At 69.9% G+C, this 17,473-nt stretch carries 14 protein-coding genes; all 14 read right to left on the bottom strand.

What is annotated here, in order from left to right:
- On the bottom strand, positions 1-5,855 hold a 5,855-nt coding region (locus DEJ05_RS13445), incomplete at its 3' end, for an Ig-like domain-containing protein (RefSeq protein WP_146245111.1).
- On the bottom strand, positions 5,852-7,264 hold the full coding sequence (locus DEJ05_RS13440) for a serine/threonine-protein kinase (RefSeq protein ID WP_111110648.1): 1,413 nt from the start codon (positions 7,262-7,264) through the stop codon (positions 5,852-5,854). The genes DEJ05_RS13440 and DEJ05_RS13445, both read right to left, overlap by 4 nt.
- Before the next feature lie 130 nt (positions 7,265-7,394).
- On the bottom strand, positions 7,395-8,216 hold the full coding sequence (locus tag DEJ05_RS13435; protein WP_017885739.1) for a PP2C family serine/threonine-protein phosphatase: 822 nt from the start codon (positions 8,214-8,216) through the stop codon (positions 7,395-7,397).
- A gap of 3 nt (positions 8,217-8,219) precedes the next feature.
- Positions 8,220-9,038, bottom strand: coding sequence for an FHA domain-containing protein (locus tag DEJ05_RS13430; RefSeq protein WP_146245110.1), 819 nt, complete (start codon positions 9,036-9,038; stop codon positions 8,220-8,222).
- Positions 9,039-9,063: 25 nt separating this feature from the next.
- On the bottom strand, positions 9,064-9,621 hold the full coding sequence (locus DEJ05_RS13425; RefSeq protein ID WP_111110646.1) for a hypothetical protein: 558 nt from the start codon (positions 9,619-9,621) through the stop codon (positions 9,064-9,066).
- Between the two features lie 109 nt (positions 9,622-9,730).
- Positions 9,731-10,483, bottom strand: a complete 753-nt coding sequence (locus DEJ05_RS13420) for a YaaA family protein (RefSeq protein WP_258376159.1) — start codon at positions 10,481-10,483, stop codon at positions 9,731-9,733.
- 14 nt (positions 10,484-10,497) lie between these two features.
- Positions 10,498-10,761: a F0F1 ATP synthase subunit epsilon gene (locus DEJ05_RS13415; protein ID WP_027465776.1), complete on the bottom strand. Its 264-nt coding sequence runs from the start codon at positions 10,759-10,761 to the stop codon at positions 10,498-10,500.
- Position 10,762: 1 nt separating this feature from the next.
- Positions 10,763-12,217, bottom strand: coding sequence for a F0F1 ATP synthase subunit beta (gene atpD / locus DEJ05_RS13410; RefSeq protein ID WP_017885744.1), 1,455 nt, complete (start codon positions 12,215-12,217; stop codon positions 10,763-10,765).
- Positions 12,218-12,264: 47 nt separating this feature from the next.
- A complete protein-coding gene (locus DEJ05_RS13405) occupies positions 12,265-13,167 on the bottom strand; it encodes a F0F1 ATP synthase subunit gamma (RefSeq protein WP_027465777.1) in 903 nt (300 codons plus the stop codon).
- The gene (gene atpA / locus DEJ05_RS13400; protein WP_027465778.1) at positions 13,168-14,796 is read right to left on the bottom strand and encodes a F0F1 ATP synthase subunit alpha; all 1,629 of its coding nucleotides are present in this window, start codon (positions 14,794-14,796) and stop codon (positions 13,168-13,170) included.
- 108 nt (positions 14,797-14,904) lie between these two features.
- Entirely contained in the window at positions 14,905-15,699 is a 795-nt protein-coding gene (locus DEJ05_RS13395; protein ID WP_027465779.1) for a F0F1 ATP synthase subunit delta, read from the bottom strand.
- A 2-nt stretch (positions 15,700-15,701) separates the two neighbouring features.
- Positions 15,702-16,256, bottom strand: a complete 555-nt coding sequence (locus DEJ05_RS13390) for a F0F1 ATP synthase subunit B (RefSeq protein ID WP_110859012.1) — start codon at positions 16,254-16,256, stop codon at positions 15,702-15,704.
- A gap of 9 nt (positions 16,257-16,265) precedes the next feature.
- Positions 16,266-16,502: an ATP synthase F0 subunit C gene (gene atpE, locus DEJ05_RS13385; RefSeq protein ID WP_027465781.1), complete on the bottom strand. Its 237-nt coding sequence runs from the start codon at positions 16,500-16,502 to the stop codon at positions 16,266-16,268.
- Between the two features lie 61 nt (positions 16,503-16,563).
- A complete protein-coding gene (gene atpB / locus DEJ05_RS13380) occupies positions 16,564-17,424 on the bottom strand; it encodes a F0F1 ATP synthase subunit A (RefSeq protein ID WP_241660362.1) in 861 nt (286 codons plus the stop codon).
- Positions 17,425-17,473: the final 49 nt, after the last annotated feature.

Here is a 17,473-nt window from a genome sequence, read left to right as displayed (position 1 = left end):
TGTGTATAAGATACAGGCTCGGGGGCGGGCTGCTCCGGTTCGGGTGCCGCTGCGACCGGGAAGGCGTCGGTTGCTTCACCCGCCTGGGTCGAACCCGATCCGTCGGTCGCGGTGACGTACGCGCGCACCTTGACGGACTTGGCGAAGAAGGGTGGCTCCGGAGGAGTCCCACCAGCGTCCCAGCTCGACGTCGTGGGGAAGCCGTTGCCGTCGTCGCTGGCGTACCAGTACGCCGTGAACCGCACCGTGATCCCGCTGCCGCTCGGCCCCGTCACGGCGATCGGCTGGCCCTGTTGAGCAGTCGCCACCGAGAGGTTCGCGTCGAGCGCCGTGGCGTTCCCCGTCCACGAGTCGGCATCGGACGAGCAGAAGCTGCTCCCCGGGCCACCGCAGGCGCGGACGGTCAACGGTGCCGAGACGTTCCGGGCGCCGGACCCTGGCACACCCGTCCAGGTCTGGCCCGGCTGCAGCGTGATCGGCTGCCCGCCGGTCTCGAGCTGGTAGTGGTGTGCGGGCCTCGACGAGGCGGTGACGCTCACGTTCCAGAGGTTCGTGCCGGCGGGGACGACGTCGACCGAGGGCCTGCCGGTGCCGGACGGCCGCTCGTAGGTCACGGCGTCGACGTACTCGACGTTGCAGAAGTAGCCGTTGGTCACGGTCACCGCGTACCGGGTCGAGCCACCGCCGACGCCCGAGTCGCGCGTCGGACTCGAACTACCGAGCGAGTTCGAGGGCGGAGCAGCACAGTCCACGTTGCCGGATCGGAACACGGCGTACCGCAGGCCGGTCCCGCCGGCGGCGTCGCCGGCGCTCCAGCTCACCGTCACCGTCGACCGGCCGGACGAGTCCGCCTGGTCCCCGGCGACCGCCTGGAGGTTCGTCGGCTTGCCCGGTGTCCCGACGGCACTGCCGGTGGCGGACGCGGAGTTCCACTGCACGACGGTGCCGTTGCGGTCGGCGTCGTTGCGAGCGGACACGGTGACCTTGTACTGGGCAGCGCTCTGGGCGCCGGTGAACGACGTGTTCGTGGCGGTGCCGGTGTGCCGCGTGCTCGACAGCCCGGGGCCCTCGATCGTGACGATGTAGTCGTCGACCGCGCTGCCGTTGTTCGGCGCGGACACCTTGCCCCACTTGACGTCGAGCTGGTTCGGTGTCGCCTTGCTCGGCGTGACCGTGATGCCCTTCGGGGGCGCCGGCACGAAGTCCGCACTCATCGGACCCGAGCGGGACGACGGCTTCGAGTCACCGATCGCGTTGGTCGCGACGACCTGGAACCGGTACGACGCCTTCGGGTCGAGTCCGGTCAGCGTGCACACCGTCGCGGTCCCGCAGTTCTTCGAGACGCCGTTGGTCCCGACGACCCGGTAGCCCGTGATGGGCGAGTTGTTGCCCTGCGGGGTCGACCACGTGAGCGTGACCTGACCGCCGTCGTACGAGCCGGTGCGGGTGGGTGCACCCGGAGCGTCCGGGACGTCCTGCACCGAGATGGTGACGTCGCCCCAGACGTACCGGTCAGGGTCGTTCGTCGCGTCCGCCACCTGGTACTGCAGGTGGGCGTCGCCGGGCTTCGCGGTGTCGGCGACCGAGACCTGCAGGCGCGTGCGGTCACCACTCGGTGTGACGGTGACGCCGCTCGGCAGCCCGCCGGAAAGACCCCGGATGTTCACGACTCGCAACCGCTCACCCGGGAACGGGTTGGTCGGCTGGTCGTTCGTGAGCACGTCGATGGTGGTGGTCGCCCCGCGCTTCGTCACCGACCGGTCCGCACCGGGCTGGACCACCGGACGGGTGGAGGCGACGACGCCGACGGTGACGGTGCCGGCGCGACCGGTGTTGGCGTCGTCCGCGACACCGATCCCGATCGACGCGGTGGTGTTCTTCTTCGCGGTGTCGGCGACCGAGATCGTGAGCTGCTGCTTCGCGATCGACGCGGTCGTCCCCGCGGCGGGCCGACCGACGATCGAGTACCGGAGCTCGGGCAGGTCCCTGGGGTACGGGTAGTCGGTCAGCTTCGTCAGGTCGATCTTGCGCGTCTCGCCCGGCTGCATCTCGACCGAGGATCCCGTGAACGCCGGCGGCTGGTTCGACCGGGGCGTGACCGTGATCGGGAGCACGAGCGTGGCGACGCGGCCCTTGCCGCCGTTCGCCGACGACCCGTCGGTGACCTCGAACGAGATCGACGCCTTGCCGTAGTAGAGCTTCGACGACGTGAACTGCAGCGTCGACGAGTCCACCACCAGACTCTGCCCGTTGGCGTGGGTGGCCTTGACCGTGCCGCGGTCGGTGATCTTCGCGGTCTCGCCGTTCGCCGTCACGACGAAGTCCTGCAGCGGGATGCGGACGGTGGCCTCGCTCTTCACCGTGACCGCACCGGCGCTGCGGTTGATCTGGGGCAGGGCATCGTCGAAGCCCGGCACGTTGATGAAGCCGTAGGAGACGATGTCCGGGTGGTCGGCCCGGGCGACCGAGAACGGGATCACCTGCGAGTCGTCGGTCAACCGGACGGTGATGCGGCCGTCGTCGGTGGGCGTCGCGGTGTCGCCGTAGCCGGGGACGACCCCGACCCGGAGGTCGGCCGCGGTGCCCTCGGCGAAGAAGACGTTGTCGAGCACGTCGACGGTCACGCTCTGCCGGTGCAGGATGTCCTGCAGGTCGAGGGTCGTGTCGTCGACCTCGGGCCGGAGCGGCTGGGCGTCGGGGTCGACGGTCACCGTGAGGAAGGCCGTGCTCGACCCCCCGCTGCTGTTCGCGACGGTGTAGAGCACTGCGAAGTCACCGCTCTTCGCCGACTCCGGAGGCGTGACGCGGATCTGCTGCTTCCGGAGGACCTTGGCGGTGACGTCCTCGGCCGTCGGCTCGGCCTGCGCGACGGTCAGCTGCCCGCCTTCCGGGTCGGAGTCGTTCTGCAGGACGCGCACCGTCACCGACCCACCGGGGCGGATCGTGACGTGGTCGGCCTCGGCCACGGGGTTCGAGGCCTGCTCGGCGCGGGGTGCGATGCCGACCCGTACGGTGCCGGTGGCGCGGGCCCCGAGGGCGTCGACGACGGTGTAGGTGAACTCGTCGGTGCCGGCCGAGTAGTCGCCCGCCTCGTAGGTCAGGGCGTCCGAGGCGACGTCCGAGACCGACCCCTTGTCGGGGTTGGAGCCCACGCCGACCAGCTGGACGGAGTCGCCGTCCGGGTCGATCCCGTTCAACGGCACGCTGACACGCACCGACGACCCGGCGACGACGCGCGCGGTGACGGTCTGCGGGACGGGCGGGTTGTTCGTGGCGGCGTCGCGTTCGCGCACCGAGATCGACACCGCGGCGTCGGCGTACTGGCCGTCCGGGCCGGCGACCCGGTAGACGGCGGTGTAGTTGCCCGGCGTCTTCGGGGCGAGGTACCGCAGGTGGTCGCCGGAGACGAACAGCAGGCCGCCGTCACCGGGGACGTTCTGCACCAGTTCGGGCTGCAGCGTCAACGGCTCGCCCTCGGGCTGGGTGTCGTTGTCGAGCACGTCGATGTTCGCGACGTCGCCGACACGGACGGTGGCGCTGTCCGGCTGGGCGACCGGGGGCTGGATGCGGTCGGGCTTCGGGATCTCGACGACCGTGATCGTGCCGGGTGACGACGCCAGGCCGTTCGTCTCCGTGTACCCGAACGAGACCGGCCCGTCGAGGGGTGCCGTGAGCGTGACACGGACCGTGTGCTGGTCGAGGATGCTCGCCTGCACACCGCTGCCCCGTGGGGGTCCGTCGAGCGCCGTCACGAGCAGCACCCCGCCCGCCGGGTCGATGTCGGTCGCGGTGACGTCCGTGTCCTTGGTGGACAGGGTGTTCACGAACACCGTCTTCGGCGTGGTGATCGGCGCCGTCGAGGCGTCCGGTGGCGCGAGGACGGTCACCCGGACGATGCCGCTCGAGGTCTTCACGCCGTCGGTCACCGTGTATTCGAGCTGGTGGTCGCCCGCCCGCTCCCCCTGCACCCGGAAGGTCCCGGCGTCGTAGCTCGGGGTGACGGTGAGCCCGGACGCCGACGACACGCTCGTCAGCGTCACGGTGCCGTTGCCACCGCGCACGTGGTCGAGCGGCTCGACCGTGAAGGCCTTGCCGGCGTACCCGGACACCGGGAACGGATCGGCGCGCAGCGGGACGGTGCCCTGCTTGGCGACCCGGACCGTCACGGCACCCCGACCGTCGGCGCGACCGTCGCTCACGACCAGCTGCACGGAGCGCTCACCGGTCCGGCCGCTGTCGTTCCGGAAGTCGAGCAGGCCGTCCGGTGTGGTGGACACCCGGTCACCGTTCGACGCGGTCGCCGACTCCAGGTACACCGGGTCGCCGTCCGGGTCGACCCAGTCGCCGAGGACGTTCGAGACGACGTGCCCGTTCTGGACGACGTCGGCCGAGGTGTCACGGACCTGCCGCGGCGCCTCGTTCTGACTGTCGGGGCGCACACTGATCCGGACGGTCGCGGTGTCCGATCCGCCGTTGCCGTCGGTGATCGTGTACGGGAACGTCACGGTCCCGGTGGCGCGCGACGACAGCGTGACCTGCAGGCGTTGGCCGTCGCCGACGATCGCGACGCGGCCGGCGGACTTCGAGATGGCGCCGACCTCGCTCACGATGATCGGGTCACCGTTCGGGTCGTAGTCGTTCAGCAGGACCGGGAGGCTCGTGGTGCGTCCCGGACGAGCGCCCAGTTCGTCGTCCACCGCCACCGGCGGCTTCTGGTCCTTGTCGACCTCGGGGTCGTCGTCGGAGACCTGCTCCTGCTGCTGCTCGTCGTCCTGCTTGATCAGGTCGGCCCAGTTGTCGATGAGCTGCCCGCTCCGGTCGATCGCCCAGGAACGGCCGCTCGTCGGGTCGTTGGCGACGACGGTGTCGCCGTTGTGCAGGATCTGCAGTTCGCTCGTGCCGCCGGTGCTCGCCAGCCGCTGCAGCGCGTTGCCGTCACACGTGTCGATCGCCTGTCCGCCCGCCCACGCCGCGTACGTGCAGGAGCCGTCGACGTAGGGCCGCGCGGCTCGTCCGGCCACCTGGAGCGCGGTGGCGTCCACGGTGCCGGAGGCGCTGACGCGGACCAGGCCCGCCGTGCCCGCGACCGTCACCTGGGCCGTGCTGTCGGAGGACCGCTGGAGGGCCGGCGACGACCCCACCCGGTCGCCGAGTTCGACGGTGCGGCCGTCGACCGACAGGGCACCGCTCGTCCGGTCGAGCACGGCGAGGTGCCCGTCGAACGTGGCGACCTGGAAGTCGTCGCCGCGGTCCATGTCGACCTTCCACCGTTCGGCGACGGTGAGTGTCGTGCCGACGTCGACCAGCGACGCCGTCCCGGTCTTCGCGGAGTAGACTGCGACGTGGCCGTCGGAGGCGTCGAAGACGGTGTCGGCGCCCAGGGTCAGGTCTGCCTTGGCCGACGCGTCGAACTCGGCGAGGTCGTTCGCGGGGGTCGCCCAGAGCTCGCCCGTGTCGGCGTTGCCGATGACCGCGGTGTCGCCCGCGAAGAAGACCTGCGGCGTCCCCGCCGGCAGCGTGATCGCATCACCCACGGTGGCGTCGGCGACGTCGACCCGGGCGACCGTGCCCTTCGTCTCGTCCACGCTGTAGACGGTGGAGCCGCGCTGCAGCACGGACAGGTCGTCGCTGGCCGTCTCGACGGCGGTGTTGAGCTGCAGGATGCCGGTGTTCGCCCGGCCGACCGCGCCGTACTCGGCCGAGGGCACCCAGACCGTGCCGTCGCCGAGGTCGACGCGTTGCGTGTGGTACCCGGTGGAGACGATGGCGGTGGTCGCGACGACGGCGGCGACGAGCACCGAGGCACCGGTCGTCACGGCGGCGGAGCGGTGCTTCGCGAGGAGGGCGCGGATCACCCGGCGCTCCCGATCGTCGCGCACTTCTGCGCGCTCGCGGCACCCGTCTTGCCGTCGCGGTTCACGGCGACGGCGATGCACTCCTCGTCGCCGCGTTCACCGGAGACGACGAACGTCGTGCCGGTCTGCTGGCTCGAAGACCCGTTGGACGAGATGACGTACGTGTCGCCGCTGCGCAGCCCCGGGTCGGTCCAGCTGAAGGACACGGACTGCGGCGACGGCTCGGCACGGACCTCGGCCACGACCGGGATCGCCCCGGCGCCGAGCCGACCGACGACGACGACCGTGGCGATCGCCAGTGCGGCGACCACGACGACGGCCAGGGACGTCGCCCAGACCAGGGTCGAACGGGTCCGGCGCCGGGCACGCGTCACGGACCCGGTGCGGTGCACGGTGCCGACGCTGTGCGAACCCCCGGCCACGACCCCACCCTGCACCGCACGGCGGGTGCGACGACGTCCGCCGACCCGGGTGGGCGGCTGCAGCTCACGGATCACGGTGCGCTCACCGTGCGGGGTCGGCGTCGAGATCGCCCAGGCCTCGACCGCGACGTCGGCGGACGTCTGCGGGATGCCGAGCTCGGCCTCGACCTGCTGGAAGCCGCGGACGAGTTCGATCACCGTCGCGGGGCGGCCCTGCGGCTTGCGGGACAGCGCCGAGGCGAGCAGGCGCTCCAGCGAGGGCGGCACGTCGGTGCGACCGGTGGGCTTCACGCCGCCCTTGTCGATCCGGTGCATCAGGTCGTTCGCACCGTTCTTGCCACCGCGGACCTCGAACGGGCTGCGCCCAGCGAGGAGCGAGTACACGGTCGCCGCGAGGGAGTACACCTCGGACTGGATCGTGCCGCGCGACTCGTCGATCAGGACCTCGGGCGCGGACCACGGGATCGACATGCCGATCGGCTCGTCGGGGTCAGTACCCCCGATCGTCGCGGCGATGCCGAAGTCGGAGAGCACGGGGTTGCCGTAGGCCGTCAGCAGGATGTTCGACGGCTTGATGTCGCGGTGCAGCACGCCCTCGCGGTGTGCGGTCTCGAGCGCCGACCCGATGCGGATGCCGATCGACAGCACCTCGGACACCGGGATCGGTTCGCGGCGGTAGCGCTCACTGAGGGACGAGGAGCAGAGCTCCATGACCAGGTAGGGCCGGCCGTCGGCGGCGACGCTGGCCTGGAGGACGGTGAGGATCGACGGGTGCGTGCTGAGCCGGGCCATCAGGTTGGCCTCGGCCTGGAACATCTGCCGGACGCGGTCGTCGACGACCTCGTCCAGCAGCACCTTCACCGCGACCTGTCGTCGGGGCATGTCCTGCTCGTAGAGGAAGACGTCGGCGAAGCCACCGGACCCGAGGACATGCACGGGACTGAAACCGCCGATCACGGGCGGGTTGGACGGCAGGCGTCTCGCCATGGTCCTCTCCTCCCCCGGCCGAGCGGCCAGCTCTCTCGACGTGGCCATGTCATTGTACGAAGCGTGGGTGACCGACATTCCGCACGCCGATCCCCCACAGCTCGACGTGTTCCCCCAGTTCGGGGGCCAGCTAGTGGCGCGGCAGCGTGTCCTCGAGGTCGCCGTCGTCCGGTGCGGCATCGACCTGCAGCACCACCACGGTGACGTTGTCACGACCGCCGGCCACGACGGCGTCGCCGACGAGGCGCTCCGCCAGGTCCTGCGCGCCGGGCTCGCGTGCCGCGATGCGCGCGATGCCGGCGTCGCCGAGCTCCTTGGTCAGCCCGTCGGAGCAGACGATGTAGCGGTCACCGGCCCGCAGGGGCAGGGTCCACCAGTCCGGTGCCGGCGGTTCGCCGAAGCCGACCGCACGCGTGATGACGTTGCTGTCCGGGTGCTGCTCGGCGTCCTCGGCACGCAGCAGGCCGGCGTCCACCATCTCCTGCACCACCGAGTGGTCGACGGTGACGCGGCGGAGCACGCCGTCCTCGATGCGGTAGGTGCGGGAGTCACCGACGTTGAACACGAGCGCCGCGGGCTGCCCGAGCGAGGCCACGAGCGCGATCCCGGTGACGGTGGTGCCCGCGCCGATGGCGTTGCCGCCGGCTGCACGCTCGATGTCGGCGGTCGCGAGGAGCAGCGCACGCTGGATGCCCTGACGCGTGGTGAACGGTTCGGCCGTCACCTGCTCGAGCCGACGCACGACCGCGTCACTTGCACGGTCGCCCGCGAGGTGTCCGCCCATGCCGTCGGCGACGACGAAGAACGGCGCGCCCACGATGTAGCTGTCCTCGTTGTGGTCACGCCGCCGACCGACGTCGGTCGCGGCTCCCCACGAGAGTGTCAGGGTGGCGCCGTCGGCACCGGGGACGTCGATGGCGTGCGCAGTGGCTGCTCGGCCGAGTTCGGTCACGTGTCAGGATCGCTCTCTGGTGGGTCGGGGCGTGCCGTGTGCTGTCTGATCGGAGGGCCACGGGGGAACCGGAGGCAGCCCCTCTGCCGTCGGTGCGACCCGGAGGTACGGCGAGAGGACCTCGATGGCGTTGCCGTCACCGATCTCGACTACCGTACCCGTCAGCGCGACGATCGACGCACCCGACGCCATGCGGTAGGCGGGTGCCCCGGCCGGGCGGACGACGGTCCCGTTGGTGGACCGGAGGTCCTGCACGACGACGGCTTCGCCCTCGGCGTGCATCCGGACGTGCGACGACGACACCTGCCCGTACGCCGACCGCACGGTCACGAGTTCGGGCTGCGGGCCACGGGTGACCCGCGGCAGCGACGGCCGTCGGCCGATGACCACCGGGTGGTCGAGCCGGAAGGTGCGGTCGCCGATGCGGATCGAGGGCACGCGTGCCGTGGGCGCGGCGGGCGCCTCCGGGACGGCCGGGAGGCCCGGAGCGGCACCCACGAGCGGGCTCGGCCCGGCACCTGGTCGCGCCGGCACCCGGACGACGGTGTCCTCCGGATCGACGTCATCCACCGCTGCGGGTGGCTGGTCGGTTGCCTCGGCCGCGGGCCGGATGACCGTGTCACCGAGGACCCCGTCGTCGGAACCGGGGTCGGAGTCGGAGTCGGGACCGGCTCCCGGGACGACCTGACCTGCGCGCCGGATGACGGTGTCGTCGACGGCGTCCGCCGTCCGGTCGCCCAGCGATCGTCGGGGTCGCCGGATGACGGTGTCCTCGATGTCGTCGTCGTACAACCGGAGCCCTCCCAGTGTGGTCTCCCCCACCGTAGACGATCCGGTCGACCCCACGTCATCGACGCTCCCACGACGGCCCGCTGCCCGCGACGACCGAGCGCAGGACGAGCCCCGCGAGCGGGTCGTCCGCGCGGGTCTCGAGGGCGTACCGGGCACGCGTCTCCGCCCGGGCCCACGACCCGAGCGCCCACGCACACCAGGCGCCGAGCGACAGGGCACCGGCGGCACCCGACGATCCGTCGAAGGGGCCGTCCTGCGCCCGCCACACCCGCCACGCGTCGGCGCACCGGTCACCGGCGACCCGCACGCGGGCCCGATCGGGAGCCGGGCCGAAACCGTGGAGCGCCGGCGGTGTCGCGTCCGCGAAGGGGTCGAACACCCGGATCGACCGGGGGTCCGGTGTGCCCTGCGCCGCGATGAACGGCACCAGGGCCATCCGGGGCGCGAGTGCGCCGCACGCGGTCACCACGGCCGTCGCAGCTGCCGTCGACAGGTCGGCGCGACCGGGCGCGACCAGCGCGGCCGCCGCGGCGGGGAGGGTGACCGCCGCGGCGATCTCGCGAGGGAAACGGACTGCGGAGCCGAGGCCGGACTGTGCCGTGAGAGGGATCATGCACGCCATCGAAACGTGCTGGGAGCCTCCAGGCAGGGTCGCCCCGACCATCTGTGGACAGGAGCGACCTCGCTCACGCCTGTGGAGGACGAGCCGACCCGGCACCCGCTCAGGCGGCGACGGGCTCCAGGCTCTCGGCGACCAGGTCCCAGCCGCCCTCGTTGCGCTCGACGACCACGTTGTTCGCGGCCGCCCAACCGACCAGGTCGTCCATGCTGCCGATGCTCGCGCCGGTGCGGGCGAGCAGCGCCACCAGGCGACCCTTCGCGGTCTTGTTCCAGTGGTTCAGCGCACGACGACGACCGGAGCCGTCGACACTCACCACCCGTGGTGCCACCGCTCCGGGCACGGGACCGAGCTGCCGGTACCCCTCGGACCTCAGGTCGAGCACCAGGCCGTCCGCACGGGTCAGCAGGGAACGGGTCGACACCGCGGGCCAGTGCGCGGCCAACCGGATCGAGCCGAGCCGCGAGTCGTGTGAGAGCCGGTACGCCGGGATCGGGTCACCGGCACCGATGGGGCCGAACATCGCGGACTGCACGACCACGTGTTCCGCCCACCACGCGCGGGTCGCAGCATCCGCGTCCTGCGCGCCCAACGGGTCGTAGAGGACCCCGGTGTACCGCTCGATCGCGGGCATGGTGCCCGAGGTGTCGAGCTCGAGGTTCCGGAGCCGCTCGGCGATCGACTTCGGACCGAGCTTGAGCGCCGTCCTGGCCGAGGACTCCTCGGAACTGACGAAGCGGGCCGCGGTGATCACCGCGGCCCGCTCATCGGCCAGTTCCGGGAACGAGAGTGCACGCAGATCGAGCGTGCGGCTCGTGTCCCCGCCCTCCCGCTTCGTCTCCGAAGGCGGGAGCAGGACGGTCAGTCCGGTCAGGACGCCAGCGCGGCCTGCCGCGCGACGATCGTCACCGTGTCGTGCTCGACCGACAGGAAGCCGTCCTCGGCGTCGACCGCGACGGTCGACCCATCGGCCCGCGTGATGCGGACCTGACCCTGCGCCAGGATCGCGAGCATCGGCTCGTGTCCGGCGAGGATGCCGATCTGGCCCTCTGTCGTCCGTGCGACGACCATGGTGGTGTCGCCCGACCAGACCTCACGGTCCGCCGAGACGACGCTCACGCTGAGACCCGCCATGTCAGCGGTTCTCCTTCTGGATCTGAGCCCACTTCTCTTCCACGTCGTTGATGCCACCGACGTTGAAGAACGCCTGGGTCGCAACGTGGTCGAACTCGCCGTCGGCGATGGCGCGGAAGGACTCGATGGTGTCCTTGAGCGGCACCGTGGAGCCCTCGACACCCGTGAACTTCTTCGCCATGTAGGTGTTCTGCGAGAGGAACTGCTGGATACGACGAGCGCGCTCGACCGTGATCTTGTCCTCTTCGGAGAGCTCGTCGACACCGAGGATGGCGATGATCTCCTGCAGTTCCTTGTTCTTCTGGAGGATCTGCTTGACGCGCGTGGCCGTCTCGTAGTGGTCGGCACCCAGGTAGCGCGGGTCCATGATCCGCGACGTCGACGCCAGCGGGTCGATCGCGGGGTACAGACCCTGCGATGCGATCTCACGGGAGAGCTCGGTCGTCGCGTCGAGGTGCGCGAACGTGGTGGCCGGAGCCGGGTCGGTGTAGTCGTCAGCCGGCACGTAGATCGCCTGCAGCGAGGTGATCGAGTGGCCACGCGTCGAAGTGATGCGCTCCTGGAGCACACCCATCTCGTCGGCGAGGTTGGGCTGGTAACCCACGGCGGACGGCATGCGGCCGAGCAGCGTCGAGACCTCGGAGCCGGCCTGCGTGAAGCGGAAGATGTTGTCGATGAAGAGGAGCACGTCCTGCTTCTGGACATCGCGGAAGTACTCCGCCATCGTCAGCGCCGACAGGGCCACGCGGAGACGCGTTCCCGGCGGCTCGTCCATCTGGCCGAACACGAGGGCCGTCTTGTCGAAGACACCCGCCTCTTCCATCTCACCGATGAGGTCGTTGCCCTCACGGGTGCGCTCACCGACACCGGCGAACACCGACACACCGCCGTGGTCCTGCGCGACGCGCTGGATCATCTCCTGGATGAGGACGGTCTTGCCGACGCCCGCACCACCGAAGAGGCCGATCTTGCCACCCTGCACGTACGGGGTGAGGAGGTCGATGGACTTGATGCCGGTCTCGAACATCGAGGTCTTGGACTCGAGCTGGTCGAAGGCCGGGGCCTTGCGGTGGATCGGCCAGCGCTCGGTGATCTCGAGCTTCTCGTCCGTGTTGAGCACGTTCCCGAGGACGTCGAAGACCTTGCCCTTGGTGACGTCGCCGACGGGGACCGAGATCGGAGCGCCCGAGTCACGGACCTCCTGGCCACGGACCAGGCCGTCGGTCGGCTTCAGGGAGATGGCACGGACGAGGTCGTCGCCCAGGTGCTGCGCGACCTCGAGGCCGATCTCCTGCGACGAGTCACCGATGGTGATGGTCGTGAACAGGAGGTTGTACATCTCCGGGATTGCGTCGTGGGGGAACTCGATGTCGACGACGGGGCCCGTGACACGGGCGATCCGGCCGACACCGGGCGCCGACGACGTCTCGACCGCGGTGGTTGCGGTGTCGGTCATGGCTGGTGCCTTCCTGAGGGTGGGTATCTGTCCGCGAACGACGCGGACTACTTCTTCTTCGACGAGAGGGCGTCGGCGCCGCCGACGATCTCGGAGATCTGCTGGGTGATCTCCGCCTGACGCGCGTTGTTCGCGAGTCGGGTGAAGTCACGGATCAGCGAGTCGGCGTTGTCGCTGGCCGCCTTCATCGCCTTCTGACGCGCGGCGTGCTCGGAAGCAGCCGACTGCAGCATGGCGTTGAAGATGCGGCTCTCGATGTAGACCGGGAGCAGCGAGTCGAGCACCGCATCGGCGTCCGGCTCGAACTCGTAGAGCGGCAGGGGCTCGTTGCCCTCGGGCTCGTCGATGCCCTCGACGACCTCGAGGGGCAGCAGGCGAACGACCTGCGGCTCCTGGGTCGCAAGGCTGATGAACCGGTTGAACACAATGTGGATCTCGTCCACGCCGCCGTCAGCGGTGTCCTGGAGGAACTTCGCCACGACGGCGTCGCCGATCTCCTTGGCCGTCGAGAACTCCGGCTGGTCGGTGTTCCCGACCCACTGCTGCTCGGACGGACGCTCGCGGAACGCGAAGTACCCGACGGACTTGCGGCCGACCAGGTAGTAGACGACGTCCTTGCCCTCGCTGCGGAGCAGGGAGGCGAGCTCCTCGCCCTGCTTGAGGACGTTCGTGCTGAACGCGCCGTTCAGGCCGCGGTCCGAGGTGAAGAGCACGACGGCTGCACGGGTCGACGACTCCGGCTCGGTGGTCAGCACATGGTCGACGTTCGAGAACGTCGCCACGGCCGACACCGCACGCGTGACGGCCCGCGAGTACGGACCGGACGCAGCCATACGGGCCTGCGCCTTCTGGATCCGCGACGCCGAGATCAGCTCCATGGCGCGGGTGACCTTCTTCGTGGTCTTCGCCGACTTGATCCGCTGGCGGTAGACCCGGACCTGCGCTGCCATCTAGCGACGACCCTTGACGATCTGCTCCTGGTCGACGTCCTCGGCGTCAGCCGCGTCGAACTGCTCGGAGCCGAGGGTCTTGCCGTCGCTCGTCTGGAAGCTCTTCGTGAACTCGTCGATCTGCTTGTCCATCTCGGCGACGGTCTCGTCGCTGAGCTGGTTCGTCTCGCGCAGCGTCGTGAGGACGTCGGAGTTGCGACGCAGGTGGTCGAGCAGTTCGGACTCGAAGCGGAGCACGTCCGGCACCGGGACGGTGTCGAGCTTGCCGTTCGTGCCGGCCCAGATCGAGACGACCTGCTCCTCGACCGGGTACGGCGAGTACTGCGGCTGCTTGAGGAGCTCGGTCAGACGCGCACCGCGCTCCAGCTGACGACGCGACGCCTGGTCGAGGTCGGACGCGAACATCGCGAACGCCTCGAGCGAGCGGTACTGCGCCAGCTCGAGCTTCAGCGTGCCGGAGACCTTCTTGATCGACTTCACCTGGGCGTCACCACCGACGCGGGACACCGAGATGCCCACGTCGACGGCCGGACGCTGGTTCGCGTTGAAGAGGTCCGACTGCAGGAAGATCTGGCCGTCGGTGATGGAGATGACGTTGGTCGGGATGTACGCCGAGACGTCGTTCGCCTTGGTCTCGATGATCGGGAGACCCGTCATCGAACCGGCGCCGAGCTCGTCGGACAGCTTCGCGCAACGCTCCAGCAGACGGGAGTGCAGGTAGAAGACGTCACCCGGGTAGGCCTCGCGGCCCGGCGGACGACGCAGGAGGAGCGACACCGCACGGTAGGCCTCGGCCTGCTTCGACAGGTCATCGAAGATGATGAGGACGTGCTTGCCCTGGTACATCCAGTGCTGGCCGATGGCCGAACCGGTGTACGGGGCGAGGTACTTGAAGCCGGCCGGGTCGGAGGCCGGAGCGGCGACGATGGTGGTGTACTCCATCGCACCGGCGTCCTCGAGCGCACCCTTGACGGAGGCGATCGTGGAGCCCTTCTGACCGATGGCGACGTAGATGCAGCGAACCTGCTTCTCCTCGTCGCCGGACTCCCAGTTGGCCTTCTGGTTGATGATCGTGTCGATCGCGATGGCCGTCTTGCCGGTCTGGCGGTCGCCGATGATCAGCTGACGCTGACCACGGCCGACGGGGATCATCGCGTCGATGGCCTTGATGCCGGTCTGCAGCGGCTGGTGGACCGACTTGCGGGCCATGACGCCGGGAGCCTGGAGCTCGAGGGCACGACGGCCCTCTGCGGCGATCTCGCCGAGACCGTCGATCGGGGCGCCGAGCGGGTCGACGACGCGACCGAGGAAGGCGTCGCCGACGGGGGCGGAGAGGACCTCACCCGTGCGGGTGACCTCCATGCCCTCCTCGATGCCGCCGAACTCGCCGAGCACGATGGCGCCGATCTCGTCTTCGTCGAGGTTCTGCGCCAGGCCGAGCGTGCCGTCCGCGAAGCGGATGAGCTCGTTGGCCATGACGCCGGGGAGACCCTCGACGTGGGCGATGCCGTCACCGGCGTCGGTGACGTGCCCGACCTCGGCCGTGGAGGCCTTCGTCGGCTCGTAGTTCGAGACGAAGTCCTTCAGGGCATCACGGATCTCATCGGGGCTGATGGTGATGTCTGCCATGGGATTTTCCTTGTGGTTTTCCGGGGCCCTTCGGCTCCGAGAGGGTGACGCTGCCGGACTCGGCAGTTCCCGTTGTGGACTTGGGGAGGAGCGGCTTCGACCGTACGCCTAGCCGGCGAGCTGGAGCCGGAGCTCCGAGAGTCGCGTGGACACGGTGCCGTCGATGACGTCGCCGCCGATCTGCACCCGGACCCCGCCGACGACCGTGGGGTCGACGACCTGGTTGATGCTGATGTCCTTGCCGTACCGCTCGGACAGACCGCGCGTGACGCGGGCCGACTGGGCGGGGGTCAGTGGCGTCGCCGTGACGACGGTCGCGACGAGCTTGCCGGCCTGCTCGGCCACGATGCGCGAGGCGTCGCGGACGATCTCACCGATGCGGCGGCCGCGGGGCTGCTGCACCAGGGCCGACACGATCGTGATCGTCTGCTCCGAGGCCTTGGCACCGAGGAGGCGCTCGACGAGCGCGCCCTTCTGCTCGGGGCTGCCGAGCTTGGTGCCGAGCGCCAGCTCGAGGCCGGCGTCCGAGCGGACGGCGGTCTCGAAGGCGAACAGCTCCGACTCGATCGACGAGTCCGGACCCGCGGTGGCGGCGACGGCGCGGATGCCCGCGTCCTCGATGCCCGCGAGCAGGTCCTGCTGCGAGGACCAGCGCGAGCCGGCCACCGCGGTCAGGACCGCACGCGTCGCATCCGACTGTCCGGCGAAGACACGGTCGATGAGGACCTTCTTGCCGGCCGCGTCGGCCGTGGGGTCGGACAGCAGCCCGAGCAGCTGCGGCGCACCGGCGATCGCACGCCCGGAGGCGAGGATCTCGGCACCCGCGGCCAGGCCGGCGCTCGGACCGAGGTCCGACAGCACCGCCCTGGTGGACGCGAGTGCTTCTCTGGTAGCGCTGCGCATGCTCAGTGCTCCCCCGTCTTCGTGGCCTGCGAGGCCTCGAGGTCGGCGAGGAAGCGGTCGACCACTGCGGTCGACTTGGCGTCGTCCTTGAGCGACTCACCGATCACACCGGACGCGAGGTCCAGCGCGAGGGTGCCCACTTCGGACCGGAGTGCCTGGACGGCGCTCTGGCGCTCGGCCTCGATCTGCGCCTGGGCGTTGGCCGTGATGCGTGCTGCATCGGCGGCCGCCTGCTCGCGGACCTCGTTGCCGATCGCCGTGGCGTCGGCGCGGGCCTGCTCACGGATGCGCGAAGCCTCGGCACGTGCGTCAGCGAGCTGCTTGTTGTACTCGTCGAGCGCAGCAGCGGCCTGCTCCTGAGCGGCCTCGGCCTTCTTGATGCCGCCCTCGATGGCCTCGGTGCGCTCATCGAGCATCTTCGTGATGCGCGGCGTGACGACACGCCACATCACCAGGAAGATGATGACGAAGGCGAGCGCCGACCACACGATGTCGTACACCGGCGGGATCAGCGGATTGTGCGCTTCCTCCGCCGCGATGATGAGTGCGTTCTGCATCGAGGAACCTTAGTTGGTGAAGATGAAGTACGTGGCGATACCGATGAAGGCCAGGGCCTCGGTGAAGGCGATACCGATGTACATGAGGGTCGTCAGGCGGCCCTGGAGCTCGGGCTGGCGAGCGACGGACTCGATCGTCTTACCGACGACGATGCCGACACCGATGGCCGGGCCGATCGCTGCGAGGCCGTAGCCAACCGTCGCGATGTTGCCGTTGATCTCCGCGAGAACGGTCGTTGCGTCCACGTGTTTTCCTTTCGAGGTGCGGGTCCGACGGTCGCCGGTCCCGTAGGGGGTCAGTGAGGAATCAGTGCTCGTCAGCCAGCGCCAGCTGGATGTAGACGGCGGTGAGGAGCATGAAGACGTAGGCCTGCAGCAGCGCGACGAGGACCTCGAAGAAGCTGAACGCGATGCCGAACGCGATGGTCCCGACGCCGAAGGCCTTGAAGCCGAGCGAAGCGTCGAAGAAGAAGAACTGCGTGGCCGAGAAGAACAGCACGAGGAGCAGGTGCCCCACGACCATGTTCATCAGGAGTCGCAGCGTCAGGGTGACGGGACGGAGCACGAAGGTGGAGACGAGCTCGATCGGCGTCACGATGATGTACAGCGGCCACGGCACCCCGGGCGGGAAGAGCGAGTTCTTGAGGAACGTGCCCGGGTGCTTGCGGAGGCCGGCGTAGATGAAGGCGAGGTACGCGACGATCGCCAGGATCATCGGCATCGCGATGCGGCTGGTTCCCGCGAGGTTCATGAACGGGACCAGACCGGTCAGGTTCATGAAGAGCACGCCGAAGAAGATCGTCGCCAGGAGCGGCAGGAAGCGCTTGCCGTCCTTCTCTCCGAGGTTGTCGAAGGTGTTGCGACGGACGACGTCGAACGCGTACTCGATGAACGCCTGACCGCGGTTCGGCACCAGCTTCAGTGCACGGGTGCCCACGAACGCGAACACCAGGAGCACGGCGACGGCGAAGAAACGGATGAGGACGAGCCGATCGATCTCGAACGGCGTCCCGGCGAAGAAGATCGCATCCGGGAAGAACTCGTTGATCGACGGACCATGGAACTCGGCGGCCTTGCTGCTCCCCGCCGCGACGGTGTCAACCGCAGCGGAGAGGGACAGGGGAAGAGCGTGGGATAGCAGCGCTGTCTCCTGTGTCGGCGCGCGCACATCATGGCACGCGATGGTGGACGTTGTGGAGGCTCGTCCGCCCCGAGCG

This window comes from Curtobacterium sp. MCLR17_045, from assembly GCF_003234405.1.
GTDB classification, from domain to species: domain Bacteria; phylum Actinomycetota; class Actinomycetes; order Actinomycetales; family Microbacteriaceae; genus Curtobacterium; species Curtobacterium flaccumfaciens.
This window is presented reverse-complemented; position numbering and strand designations above follow the sequence as displayed.